The 13,154-nt window shown below is 66.2% G+C and carries 9 protein-coding genes and 2 riboswitches; of the genes, 3 read left to right on the forward strand and 6 right to left on the reverse strand.

The features are described 5' to 3' along the window. Position 1: 1 nt before the first annotated feature. The 5 genes from LDO14_RS02290 to gcvP all read right to left on the reverse strand — a co-directional run bounded on the left by LDO14_RS02290 (position 2) and on the right by gcvP (position 7,512). A complete protein-coding gene (locus tag LDO14_RS02290; RefSeq protein ID WP_223993570.1) occupies positions 2-1,441 on the reverse strand; it encodes an L-serine ammonia-lyase in 1,440 nt (479 codons plus the stop codon). A 287-nt stretch (positions 1,442-1,728) separates the two neighbouring features. Then, entirely contained in the window at positions 1,729-3,051 is a 1,323-nt protein-coding gene (gene glyA, locus LDO14_RS02295; protein WP_276573327.1) for a serine hydroxymethyltransferase, read from the reverse strand. Further along, positions 3,048-3,431 carry a glycine cleavage system protein GcvH gene (gene gcvH / locus LDO14_RS02300; protein ID WP_018772259.1) on the reverse strand — a complete coding sequence of 128 codons (384 nt, stop codon included), beginning with the start codon at positions 3,429-3,431 and terminating at the stop codon, positions 3,048-3,050. The genes glyA and gcvH overlap by 4 nt, the downstream gene beginning before the upstream one ends. 49 nt (positions 3,432-3,480) lie before the next feature. Beyond that, the gene (gene gcvT, locus LDO14_RS02305) at positions 3,481-4,629 is read right to left on the reverse strand and encodes a glycine cleavage system aminomethyltransferase GcvT (protein WP_223993573.1); all 1,149 of its coding nucleotides are present in this window, start codon (positions 4,627-4,629) and stop codon (positions 3,481-3,483) included. A 9-nt stretch (positions 4,630-4,638) separates the two neighbouring features. Beyond that, positions 4,639-7,512 (reverse strand): aminomethyl-transferring glycine dehydrogenase, encoded by a 2,874-nt coding sequence (gene gcvP, locus LDO14_RS02310; RefSeq protein ID WP_223993575.1) that lies wholly within the window; start codon positions 7,510-7,512, stop codon positions 4,639-4,641. A 160-nt stretch (positions 7,513-7,672) separates the two neighbouring features. Then, positions 7,673-7,773: riboswitch (glycine riboswitch) on the reverse strand. A 291-nt stretch (positions 7,774-8,064) separates the two neighbouring features. After that, a riboswitch (glycine riboswitch) is annotated at positions 8,065-8,163 on the forward strand. Positions 8,164-8,309: 146 nt separating this feature from the next. Here gcvP and cycA point away from each other — a divergent pair. From cycA to LDO14_RS02325, 3 genes are all read left to right on the forward strand, one after another. After that, entirely contained in the window at positions 8,310-9,851 is a 1,542-nt protein-coding gene (cycA, locus tag LDO14_RS02315; protein ID WP_223993577.1) for a D-serine/D-alanine/glycine transporter, read from the forward strand. A gap of 172 nt (positions 9,852-10,023) precedes the next feature. After that, the gene (locus LDO14_RS02320; RefSeq protein ID WP_026266216.1) at positions 10,024-10,824 is read left to right on the forward strand and encodes a hypothetical protein; all 801 of its coding nucleotides are present in this window, start codon (positions 10,024-10,026) and stop codon (positions 10,822-10,824) included. After that, the gene (locus LDO14_RS02325) at positions 10,808-11,557 is read left to right on the forward strand and encodes a 5-oxoprolinase subunit PxpA (RefSeq protein ID WP_144601437.1); all 750 of its coding nucleotides are present in this window, start codon (positions 10,808-10,810) and stop codon (positions 11,555-11,557) included. Before LDO14_RS02320 ends, LDO14_RS02325 begins: the two co-directional genes overlap by 17 nt. 216 nt (positions 11,558-11,773) lie before the next feature. Here LDO14_RS02325 and LDO14_RS02330 read toward each other — a convergent pair whose 3' ends face one another. Next, positions 11,774-13,135, reverse strand: a complete 1,362-nt coding sequence (locus LDO14_RS02330) for a DUF445 domain-containing protein (protein WP_223993578.1) — start codon at positions 13,133-13,135, stop codon at positions 11,774-11,776. Positions 13,136-13,154 lie beyond the last annotated feature (19 nt).

Here is a 13,154-nt window from a genome sequence, read left to right on the forward strand (position 1 = left end):
GTCAGCATTCGACGACGTTGACGGCGAGGCCGCCCATGGCGGTTTCCTTGTATTTGGAGGACATGTCCTTGCCGGTTTCGCGCATGGTGATGATGACTTCGTCCAGGGACACGCGGTGGGTGCCGTCGCCCCAGAGCGCCATTTTCGCGGCGTTGATCGCTTTCGCGGCCGCGATCGCGTTCCGTTCGATGCAGGGGACCTGGACCAGCCCGCCGATCGGGTCGCAGGTCAGGCCCAGGTTGTGTTCCATTGCGATTTCCGCGGCGTTCTCCACCTGCGCCGGGGTCCCGCCCATGACCTCGGCCAGGCCCGCGGCCGCCATCGAGGACGCCGACCCCACCTCGCCCTGGCAGCCGACCTCGGCCCCGGAGATCGAGGCCTGTTCCTTGTACAGCACCCCCACCGCGCCCGCGGCCAGCAGGAACCGCACCACCACCGCGTCCCGGTCCTCCTGGGTGGCCTTGTCCATGCCCGGGGCGAAATGCAGGGCGTAGAACAGCACCGCGGGGATGATCCCGGCCGCCCCGTTCGTCGGGGCGGTGACCACCCGCCCGCCGGAGGCGTTCTCCTCATTCACCGCCAACGCCACCAAATTAACCCACTCCTGCCAATACCTGGCATCGAACGGGCCCGCGTCCCACGCCGCATCCGTCTCCTCGACCGGGGCGCCCGCGGATTCCTTCTTCAACCGGTCGTGCCAGTCAGGGGCGCGGCGGCGGACCTTCAACCCGCCCGGCAGCACCCCTTCCCGCCTCAACGAGGCGCCCACGCAGCCTTCCATCACCGACCAGATCTGCAGCAGCCCCGCCCGGATCTGCTCCTCGTCCCGGGAGACTTTTTCGTTCACGAGCATCACGTCGGCGATGCCCAGCCCGGTCGCCGCGCAGTGCCCCAGCAGCTCCGCCGCGGTCCGGAACGGCAGCGGCAGTTCCTGTTTGGACGCGTCCAGTTCCTGCTGCGCCGCGTCCTCCTCGCCCTCCCGGACGATGAACCCGCCACCCACCGAGAAAAACGTCGCCGCATGCAGCACCTCCCCGGCCGCATCAGTGACCGTGAACGTCATCCCGTTCGTGTGCCGCGGCAACACCGTCAACGGCCGCAGCACCATGTCCTTCACCCCGTACGGCAAGGCCACAGCACCGGCCAGGTTCAGGACCCCGGTCTCCGCGATCGAGGCCAGCCGCTCCTCCACCTCGGCGGGCAGGATCAACTCCGGATGGAACCCCTCCAACCCCAACAAAACGGCGGTCATCGTCCCATGCCCATGACCCGTCGCCGCCAACGACCCATACAAATCAACCCGCAACCCCGCCACATCACCCAGGACACCCAGGCCCTTGAGCTCCTCAGCGAACACCGCAGCAGCCCGCATCGGCCCCACAGTATGCGAAGACGAAGGCCCAATCCCGATCGAAAACAGGTCAAAGACTCCGACTGCCATAACTAAATCCTTACTGAAACTGTGGTTCGGTTGGTGTGGCCGGGCTGGGGTGGGCGGGCAGGACATCCTCTGCGTGCTCGGTCGCGAAGACGCCCGCTAAGCGGACGTGACGCTCCCTTGGACGCACGCTGCCGGATGCCCCGCCCACTCCCAGGGTCTGTCACCAAGGCGACATGCCCACGAGGGGCCGGCGGAGCCGGACTTTTCGAAAGCCTGCGTCAAAGCGACGAAGGAGCAGCAGGCGTGAAAATGTCCGGTCCGCCGGGCCCGTTAGCGATCACGATCCCTCAGGACAGAGGTGCCACGCCCGGGTAGAGCGGATGCGCCGAAGCCAGGACCTCGACGCGGTGACGCAGACCGGAGAGGTCGGCGTTGGCGTCGGCGATCAAAGCTTGGGCGATGATGTCCGCAACCTCGCGGAAGGCGTCCTCGCCGAACCCGCGGGTGGCCAGTGCGGGCGTGCCGATGCGCAGGCCTGAGGTGACCATGGGCGGGCGGGGGTCGAAGGGAACGGCGTTGCGGTTGACGGTGATGTCAATGGCGGCGAGCCGGTCTTCGGCCTGCTGCCCGTCGAGGTCGCAGTTGCGCAGGTCGACCAGGACCAGGTGCACGTCGGTGCCGCCCGAGATCACGCTGATGCCCTTGGCGGTGACGTCCGGCTGGACCAGGCGTTCCGCCAGGAGGCGGGCACCGGCAAGGACTCGCTCCTGCCGCTCGCGGAACTCTTCGGACGCCGCGATCTTGAACGCCACGGCCTTGCCGGCGATCACGTGTTCCAGCGGGCCACCCTGCTGACCGGGAAACACAGCCGAGTTGATCTTCTTGGCGATGTCGGCGTCGTTGGTCAGGATGATGCCGCCGCGCGGACCGGCGAGGGTCTTGTGCGTGGTGGACGTGGTGACGTGGGCGTGCGGGACCGGCGACGGGTGCAGGCCCGCGGCGACGAGCCCGGCGAAGTGCGCCATATCCACCATCAGGTAGGCCCCCACGGAGTCGGCGATCCGGCGGAATTCCGCGAAGTCCAGCTGGCGGGCGTAAGCGGACCAGCCGGCCACGATCAGCTGCGGCTTGTGCTCCTGGGCCAGCCGTTCCACCTCTGCCATGTCGATGGTGTGTGTGTCCTCGCGGACCTGGTACGGGACCACGTTGTAGAGCCTGCCGGAGAAGTTGATCCGCATGCCGTGGGTCAGGTGGCCGCCGTGCGCCAGGTTGAGGCCCATGATGGTGTCGCCGGGCTTGATCAGGGCGTGCATGACGGAGGCGTTGGCCTGTGCACCGGAGTGTGGTTGGACGTTGGCGAACCCGGCGCCGAAGAGGTCCTTGACCCGGTCGATGGCGAGTTGCTCGATGACGTCCACGTGCTCGCAGCCGCCGTAGTAGCGCTTGCCGGGGTAGCCTTCGGCGTACTTGTTGGTCAGGACCGAGCCCTGGGCCTGCATGACCGCAGCGGCCGTGTGGTTCTCGGACGCGATCATCTCCAGGCCGTCGCGCTGGCGGCCAAGCTCGTCGTCAATCTTCGCGGCAACCTCAGGGTCCAGGATGGACAGGTCGGCGTTCAGGCTTGGGGAGGCCACCTGCTCGAAGGCGCCCACTTCTGCCGGGGCGCTCACAGCTCGCCGCCGTTTGCTGCGGCGTATTCCTCTGCCGACATGAGCGGGCCTTCCTCGGTAACGGCCACCTTGAAGAGCCAGCCCGCACCGTAGGGATCGCTGTTGATCAGGGCGGGGTCCGTGACCACGCCGTCGTTGATCTCGGTGACCTCACCGGTCACGGGGGCGTAGAGGTCGGAGACGGATTTGGTGGATTCCACCTCGCCGCAGGTCTCGCCGGCCGTCACGGTGGAGCCGACCTCGGGGAGGTCCACGTACACGATGTCGCCCAGGGCGTCGGCAGCAACGGCGGAAATCCCGATCCCCGCTGGGCCGGATCCGTCAACAGCAACCCACTCGTGCTCGGCGGAGTACTTCAGTTCAGAAACAACTTTGCTCATTGTCTACTTTCCTTCTCTTCAAAACCTGTGGTGGTTGGGCGAAATCGATTTACTTCTGGCGCTTGTAAAAGGGGAGGGGGACGACTTCGAAGCGCTCGGGCTTGCCGCGGAGGTCGATGTCCAGGACGGTCCCGACTTCAGCAAATTCGACGTCGACGTAGGCCATGGCGATGGGGTATCCGAGGGTGGGGGAGGGCTGGCCGGAGGTTACTTCGCCCACCAGGGTGCCGTCCTTGAGGACGGGGTAATGGGCGCGGGCAGCGCGGCGTCCGGCACCCTTGAGGCCCACCAGCTTCTGCCCGATGCTTGAACCGACTCCTGCGGCCTTGATGGCGGCCAGGGCGTCCTTGCCTACGAAGCCGCTCTCCTTCGCCAGCGACACCACGGGGCCCAGGCCGGCCGCGTAGGCGTTGACGTGGCGGGAGAGTTCGTTGCCGTAGAGCGGCATCCCGGCTTCGAGGCGGAGCGAGTCGCGTGCGGCCAGTCCGGCTGGAACCAGGCCGGAGCCTTCGCCGGCCTGGAGCAGGGCCTCCCACAGTGCGGGGGCGTCCAGGTTGGGAACATAGATCTCGAAGCCGTCCTCGCCGGTGTAGCCGGTCCGGGCCACGAGCAGGTCCTGGACCGTACCGTTGACGGCGATGCCCACCTCGACGGCGGCGTAGTACTTGAGCCCGGTGAGCAGTGCGTGCTGTTCGGCCGGGACCAGCGTCAGGAGGATCGCTTCGGAATTCGGTCCCTGGACGGCGATCAGCGAGGTGTCGGCGGAGGCGTCCTCCACAGTGACGTCGAAGGCGGCGGCGCGTTCCAGCAGTTCCTTGGCCACCACTGCGGCGTTGCCCGCGTTGGGCACCACCAGGTACCTGTCCACGCCCTCTTCGGGGGATGGCCGGCGGTAGGTGATGAGGTCGTCGATGATGCCGCCATCGGCGTTGCAGATCAGCGAGTACTTTGCCTTGCCCACGGCCACCGCGGACAGTTTGCCGGCAAGGGCGTAGTCCAGGAACGCGGCGGCGTCGGGGCCTGTCACCCAGACCTCGCCCATGTGGGAGAGGTCGAACAGGCCGGCCGCCCTGCGCACGGCATGGTGTTCCGCGAGTTCAGACTCGTACTTGAGCGGCATCTGCCACCCGCCGAAGTCCGTGAACGAGGCCCCGGCCTTCTTGTGCTGCTCGAAAAGAGCGGTGTAGTTCTCAGTCATTGGAAGTCCTCAGTTCTCAAATTCGGCTGTGCTGTCCTCGAACGCTTCGAGGGGCGGGCAGGAGCAGATCAGGTTCCGGTCGCCGGCGGCGCCGTCGATCCGGCCGACGGGCGGGAAATACTTGTCCTGGCGGAGCGAGGCAACGGGGAAGGCCGCCTGCTCCCGCGGGTAGGCGCGGTCCCAGCCAGAGCTGACGACGGCGGCCGCCGTGTGGGGTGCGTTGCGCACCGGGGATGCCTCCAGGGTGATGTCGCCGCTGGCCACCTGCTGGATCTCGCCATGAATGGTGATCATGGCCTCGATGAAGCGGTCGATCTCGGCCAGGTCCTCGGACTCGGTGGGCTCCACCATCAGCGTGCCCGCGACAGGGAACGAAAGGGTGGGGGCGTGGAAACCGAAGTCGATCAGCCGCTTGGCCACGTCCTCGGCCGTGACTCCCGTCTTCGCCGTGAGTTCGCGCAGGTCCAGGATGCACTCGTGCGCCACCAGCCCGCCTTCACCGGTGTAGAGGACCGGGAAGTACTCGTTCAGGCGGGACGCGACGTAGTTGGCCGCCAGCAGCGCGGACTTGGTGGCCTCGGTCAGGCCCTCACCGCCCATCAGCTTCACGTACGCCCACGAAATCGGCAGCACGCCGGCCGAACCGAACCGGGACGCCGAGATCGCCACACCGTGCCCGGCTTCGTGCGCCGCCTTGTTCGCGTCGCCCGGCATGAACGGTGCCAGGTGCGCCTTGGCGGCAACGGGCCCGACGCCGGGTCCCCCGCCGCCGTGCGGGATGCAGAAGGTCTTGTGCAGGTTCAGGTGGGACACGTCCCCGCCGAACTGGCCCGGCTGGGCCAGCCCTACAAGTGCGTTGAGGTTGGCGCCGTCAACGTAGACCTGGCCGCCGGCAGCATGCACAGCGTCACAGACTTCGCGGACATCGGAGTCGTACACGCCGTGCGTGGACGGGTACGTGATCATGATGGCCGAGAGGACGTCCTTGTTGGCCTCGATCTTGGCCGTCAGGTCGTCGTGGTCGATGGTGCCGTCGGCAGCCGTGGCAACCACGACCACCTTCATGCCCGCGAGCACGGCGGAGGCGGCGTTGGTGCCGTGCGCCGAGGCCGGGATCAGGCAGACGTTGCGCTGCTGCTCGCCCCGGGAATGGTGGTAGCCGCGGATCGCGAGCAGCCCGGCGAGTTCGCCCTGCGAGCCCGCGTTGGGCTGGATGGACACCTGGTCATACCCGGTGATCTCGGCGAGGTCCGCTTCCAGGCCGGCGATGAGTTCGCGCCAGCCTTCGGTCTGGGAGTCCGGGGCGAACGGGTGGATCGAGGCGAACTCCGGCCAGGAAATGGCTTCCATCTCGGCCGTGGCGTTCAGCTTCATGGTGCATGAACCCAGCGGGATCATGGTGCGGTCCAGCGCCAGGTCGCGGTCCGAGAGCTTGCGGATGTAACGCAGCAGCTGGGTTTCGGACCGGTGCGTGTTGAAGACCGGGTGCTGCAGGTAGGCCGAGGAACGCAAAATAGTGTCGGGCAGTTCGAATCCCTGGGCGTCACCCACCGGACCGGCGCCAAAGGCGACGGCGACGGCGGAAAGTGTTGCCGCCGTCGTCGTCTCATCAACGGAGACGCCCACCGTGTCCGGATCGATGAAGCGCAGGTTGATGCCGCGGGCTTCAGCGGCGGTGATCACCTTGGCGGCCTTGCCCGGAACGCGGACGGTGAGGGTGTCGAAGAAGGAGTCCGTGACCAGTTCGCGGCCCAGTGACGTGAGTGCTGTTGCCAGGACCCTGGCCTTGTGGTGGACGGTCTCTGCGATCGCCTTCAGGCCGTCGGGGCCGTGGTAAACGGCGTAGAAGGAGGACACGATGGCCAGCAGCGCCTGGGCGGTGCAGATGTTGGATGTGGCCTTCTCGCGGCGGATGTGCTGCTCGCGGGTCTGCAGTGCCAACCGGTAGGCAGGCGTGCCGGCGTTGTCCTTGGAGACGCCCACGATCCTGCCCGGGAGGGTACGTTCCATTCCCTTTTGGACGGCCATGTAGGCGGCATGGGGGCCGCCGAAGAACAGCGGCACGCCAAAACGCTGGGTGGAGCCGACGGCAATGTCCGCGCCCTGCTCGCCCGGAGGTGTGATCAGTGTCAGGGCCAGCAGGTCCGCAGCCACGGTGACCAGCGCGCCCCGGTCCTTGGCAGCGGCGATCACGGCGGATTGGTCCCACACGCGGCCGGAGACCCCGGGCTGCTGCAGCACGACGCCGTTGATGTCGCCGTCGGGCAGGCCCTTGGACAGGTCGGCGACCTCCACCTCGAAGCCGAGCGCCTCCGCCCGGCCCAGCACGATGGCGATGGTCTGGGGGAGGCAGTCGGCGTCGAGCACCGTCTTGCCGTCCTTCGCGGGCTTGGTCTTGTTGGCGCGGCGCATCAGCAGCACGGCCTCGGCCACGGCCGTTGCCTCGTCCAGCAAGGAAGCGTTGGCTACCGGGAGCGCCGTCAGGTCCTGCACCATGGTCTGGAAGTTCAGCAGCGCCTCAAGCCGGCCCTGGGAAATCTCCGGCTGGTAGGGCGTGTAGGCGGTGTACCAGGCCGGGGATTCCAGGATGTTGCGGCGGATCACCGGTGGAGTCACGGTGTCGTAGTAGCCCTGGCCGATCATCTGGACTGCCGTCTTGTTCTTGGCGGCAAGCTTCCGCAGTTCCGTGAGGACTTCAACCTCGCTGAGGGCGTCGGTCAGCTTGAGCGCAGTTTCCTGGCGGATGGGCGCGGGGACGGCCACGTCAACCAGGCCATCCAGGCTGTCGTAGCCGATGGCCTTGAGCATGGTGTCGATGTCGGCCTGGCGGCGCGCGCCGATATGGCGGTCAACAAACGATGTTGGATGCGAATGAATCGTCATGAGGAACTCCAGATCTGGCCGGCCGAAGGTGGCACGGCGTGGGATGGGTTCCTCCCCGCTCTGTATTGGACCTGAGAGATTCCGCGTTGCCTGCTGTTGGCAGGGGACCGCTTGCACCGTCGGTGAACCAGGCAGAAGCCTGATTGCTTTCCAGAGTCGCCTCGCCGTGACGGTACGGGGGCCTGAGAGATTCCTGGGGAGGATTTGCTCCTACGGCGCCTGACCGGTGTTTCGCCGGGAGGACTCTCCCGTCACAGCTCGAAAGGCTTATTCAAATGTGGGTGATTCGGCTCACAAGGTACCGGGATAGACCCGTCCGTGGCAAATCGGGCGGCTTCCGTGCGGGGCTCGAGGGGCACGTGACGCCGTTCTTCCCCGCTTGTGTCGGGAGGGGTTTGACATTCGATCGTGACGGACACCACACTGAACCCCGGGAATGGCGCCGCCGGTGGCTGGCTCAGCGTATCCGGAGCAGCCCACCAGTCGGTGCCTGTCCCATTGCATGACCGGCCGTGGCCCAAAAAGCCTGCGGCTTCCAACTGAATACGCCTTCGACCTGCGGCGGGAGAGCCCTGCCGGGTACATCCAGCAGGCGCCGTAGGAGCAAACCCTCCCCAGGAAACTCTCAGGCCCACGTACCGCCGCGGACAGGCAACTCTGGAAAGCAGCCGGGCATGACCCTGGCTCACCGGCGGTGCAAGCGGCTTTTGCTGCGGAAACTCTCAGGTCCACTACAGAGCGGGGAGGAACCAAATCTTTTGCGGCACCCAAAAGCCGCTTTATCGATGGAGTTCCTCATGGCGATTCATCCCCCCACGTCCAACGGCGAACCAGCCCGCAGCCAAGGCGCTGCCACGGCAGCCCGCAGCGAGCCTCCCCACCTGGAGCGGCAGCTCACCAACCGGCATATCCAGCTCATCGCCATCGGCGGCGCGATCGGCACGGGCCTGTTCATGGGTTCCGGCAAGACCATCTCCGCGGCCGGCCCATCCGTGATCTTCGTATACATGATCATCGGCTTTATGCTTTTCTTCGTCATGCGGGCCATGGGTGAACTGCTGCTCAGCAACCTGAACTACAAGTCCTTCAGTGATTTCGCCGCCGATCTCCTGGGGCCGTGGGCCGGATTCTTCACCGGCTGGACGTACTGGTTCTGCTGGGTGATCACCGGAATCGCGGACGTCATCGCCATTGCAGGGTACTCAAAGGAACTTTGGCCGGCGCTGCCACTTTGGATCCCGGGCCTGGCCACGGTGGGCATCCTGCTCCTGCTGAACCTCGCCACCGTCAAGGCGTTCGGCGAGACCGAGTTCTGGTTCGCCCTCATCAAGATCGTCGCCATCGCAGCCCTGATCATCGTGGGACTCTTCATGATCTTCACCGGTTTCCAGAGCGACGCGGGCACCGCAAGCTTCACCAACCTGTGGAGCCATGGCGGGTTCTTCCCCAATGAGTTCATGGGCTTCGTGGCCGGATTCCAGATCGCAGTCTTCGCCTTCGTAGGCATCGAACTGGTGGGAACCACCGCCGCCGAGGCCAAGAACCCCGAGCGCACGCTGCCCAAGGCCATCAACGCCATCCCCGTCCGCGTGCTGCTCTTCTATGTCGGTGCGCTGGTCATCCTGATGGCGGTCACCCCGTGGACCCAGTTCGCCGCCGGCCACAGCCCCTTTATCGGGATGTTCTCCCTGGCCGGCCTCGGCGCCGCGGCCACGGTGGTCAACCTGGTGGTCCTGACTTCGGCGATGTCCTCCGCGAACTCCGGCATCTACTCCACGTCCCGCATGGTCTTCGGCCTGGCCCAGGAAGGCGATGCCCCCGGTATCTTCAGCCGGCTCTCCACGAGGAAGGTGCCCAGCAACGCGCTGTTCCTGTCCTGCGTCCTGCTGCTGTCCGGCGTCGTACTCATGTATGCCGGCCAGGATGTTGGCATGGCCTTTGAAATGGTGACCACCGTGTCTGCGGTCTGCTTCGTCTTCGTCTGGTCGATCATCCTCGCCAGCTACATCTCCTTCCGGCGCCGCCGGCCGCACCTGCATGCGGCGTCGAAGTTCAAGATGCCCGGTGGCATTCCCGCCGTGTGGGTGGTGTACGCATTCTTCGCCTTCGTCCTTTGGGCCCTTACCACCCAGCCCGACACTCTCGTTGCACTGCTGGTAACCCCCATCTGGTTCGTCATCCTGGGCGTGGCTTGGGCCATTCTGCGGCGCCGTCCCGCCCACCTGGCCCGCTTCGAGGTCTTCCGTGCCGAGCTTCAGGCAGACCAGGCCACTGCCGCGCGCAGCGGCGGCCAGGACGCCGGGGCGGCGGGGCGCGAGGTCCAGCAGGCCGGGAAGTAACGTCCGACGGCGGGTTGCAGCGGCGGCGGTGAGGTGCAGGTACCGCATCCTGCCGCCGCAGCCCGCCGGACGAAGCCACGGCCCGGAAGTTAAGCATGCTTAGTGTCTATCCACATAGGATGGAAAGGCACGGCAGCCTAGCCGCTGCAGGTCGATTTGAATGAAGGTGACCATGGCCCGGCGCAGCAACCCCGCAGTACGCATCGCACAGGAAACCGCCCACAACGCAATGTTTGACGCCGAGGGCAAGCCCAAGCCCGGCGTCCACAACATGCTCCTGAAAGCAGTGCAGATCCAGCGGCCCCTGGTGGTTGGCTACATCCGCAGGCTCCAGAAGAGGCATCCGCGGGCGACGGCCGCGCAGCTGGCGGACATCGCAGAGCGCGACTACCTGCGGGCTGTTGCCGGAGGGGGAGCCCTGGTGGGTGCCACCGCCGTCGTCCCCGGCGTTGGAACCGTGGCGTCGCTGGGACTTTCCGCAGCCGCCACCGTTGGCTTCCTGGAAGCCACAGCCCTGTACGCAACTTCGCTGGCTGAACTGCACGGCATCCGTCTGACCAACCCGGAAAAGGCCGGCACCATGGTCATGGCCATCATGCTCGGCGAGGAGGGCACCGCCCTGCTGGGCACGCTCAGCGGCCAGGCATCCGGCGGCGCCACCAACACCTGGGGCAACGCGCTGTCCAAATCCATGGTGGTGCCGGGTTTCGGCAGCGTCCGGAAGAGGATCCAGCATGCCTTCCTCAAGAACCTGCTCAAGCGCCAAGGGACTGCCTTGTTCGGGCGGGCCCTCCCGTTCGGCATAGGGGCCGTTGTCGGCGGAGCCGGTAACCTCGTGATGGGCCGTGCGGTGGCCAAGAATGCCCGGGAGGCGTTCGGGCCGATGCCGGACACCATTCCCGGGGAGCTGACTTCCGCTGCCGGGCCGGACAACCTGACGCTGGAAGGCAACATCATTGGATCTCAACGCTGACGTAGGCCAATCATTCGGCTCCTGGACCGCGGGAGGCGATCCGGCGATGCTCCAGCTGGCAACCAGCGCCAACGTAGCCTGTGGCCTCCACGCGGGGGATCCCGTCACCATGCTCGACAGCTGCAGGGCCGCGTACGAACTTGATGTCACCGTCGGTGCGCACCTGGGCTACCGGGACCTGGCCGGCTACGGGCGCCGCATGCTTGGCATGAGCTTCGACGAGCTCTTCGGGGACGTGCTGTACCAGCTGGGCGCGCTCGACGGGGTTGCGCATGCCGTGGGCGCCTCCGTGGACTATGTGAAGGCGCATGGAGCGCTGTACGACACCACGATCCATGACGCCGAGCAGGCCTCCGCCGTAGTGGCTGCGGTCAACGCCTACGATCCAGGCCTTCCGTTCCTGGGCTTCCCGGGCTCGGAGCTGCTGAAGCAGGCCAAGGAAGCCGGGCACCCGGTGTTCGTTGAGGCTTTCGCCGACCGTGCCTACCTCGCCGACGGCAGCCTGGTGCCGCTCTCCGAGGACGATGCCGTCCTGTACGACGTCGATGCGGTGGTCGAACGGGCCGTCCGCCTGGCCACGCAAGGCGAAGTGGTTGCCGTGGACGGATCCGTAATTGCGGTACGGCCCGACTCCCTGTGCATTCACGGTGGGACCCCTGACGCCGTAGAAATGGCGGCCCGGATCAGGGCAGGACTTCAGGACGCAGGCGTCGGGTTGGAGTCCTTCGCGTAGGAGCCTGCAGCCGTACGGCGGGCCGACTTCTTTCCAACAATTCCAGCGTCACTCCAGCCCTCCGTGCCGCCGTCGTACGCCTTATCGACACGCACATTCCTTTTCGCACCCCAAATATCCCCAGCGAAAAGGAAGATGCGCAGCGCCAAGATGAATCTGCAGCGAAAAGGAAGATGCGCAGCGCCAAGTCCACCCGGGACCTACAGCAGCGGAAAACTACCCAAAGATCAGCTGTGCCACCGTGAAAATCCCCAGCCCGGCCAGGGACCCCACCACGGTGCCGTTGATGCGGATGAACTGCAGGTCCTTACCCACCTGGAGCTCGATCTTCTGCGAGGTTTCCTCGGCATCCCACCGAGCCACGGTGTCCGTAATAACGCCTGCGATGTCCGAACGGTAGGTGCGGACCAGGTACCCGGCGGCGTCACCGATCCATGCGTTGACCTTCCCGGCCAGTTCGGGGTCGTCCACGAGCCGTGACCCAAAATCGCGCACCGCAGCCTTGAACTTGATGGTGAGTTCGCTGTCCGGATCATCCACGGCGCCCAGCAGCGCGTTCTTGACCGTTCCCCAGGTCCGCGAGGCCAGTTCGCGCACTTCGGGGTCGCCCAGGACCTGCGCCTTGATGTCTTCCGCGCGCGCAATCATCGCGGGGTCATGCTGCAGGTCCTGTGCCAGGTCGTTGAGGTACTTGTCGATTGACTGCCGCACCTGGTGGCGGGGGTCAGCCTGGACGGCACGGACGAACTTCAGGATCTCGATATAGACCTTGTCGCCCACCAGTCCGTCCACGAACTGCGGAACCCACGTGGGGGAGCGGTCGGACACCAGGCGGGTGACGGTTTCGTGGTTATCGTCCACCCAGTCCGCCGCGCGGTCCACCAGCAGGTCCACCAGCGTGTGATGGTGCCCGTCATGGAAGATGCGCTCCGCCAGCCTGCCCACGGGAGGTCCCCACGGCGGGGTGAGCAGATGCTTGCGCACCATGCCCTCGATGACGGCCTGGACGTCGTCGTCATTCAAAACCTTGAAGGCGCCGCGGATAACGGCAGCTCCCTCCTTGGCCACGCGTTCGGCACCACCAGGGCCAGCCAGCCAAACGCCGGCCCGGCGCGCGATGTTGACGCTGGCCAGCTTCTCCTGGACCACCTGCTCGGAGAGGAAATTGGTCTCCACGAACTCGCCCAGCGAGGCCCCGATCTGGTCCTTCCGGCGGGGAATGATGGCGGTGTGGGGAATCTTGATGCCCATGGGGTACTTGAACAGGGCCGTCACGGCGAACCAGTCGGCCAGCGCGCCCACCATTCCGCCCTCGGCCGCCGCGCGCACATACTGCAGCCACGGGTAGTCCTTCTGCAGCGCGAACGCAAAGACAAAAATCACGGCCATGGCGATCAGCAGGCTCAGCGCCAGCAGCTTCATCTTCCGCAGCGCTGCCGCTTTCTCGGCGTCGCCGGCACCGGGCTGGCGGCTTACGACGGCGCCTGCCGCCATAGTGCCAGGGCGCACCTGCTGCGCGGCCTCGGCGGGGGAATCCTGCGTGGTTGGCCCAGTAGTTGCCTCAGAGTTCACCTGCATGTGCCAAGCCTAGCCCCGA

It is taken from the genome of Arthrobacter sp. NicSoilB11 (assembly GCF_019977375.1).
Classification (GTDB): Bacteria; Actinomycetota; Actinomycetes; order Actinomycetales; family Micrococcaceae; genus Arthrobacter.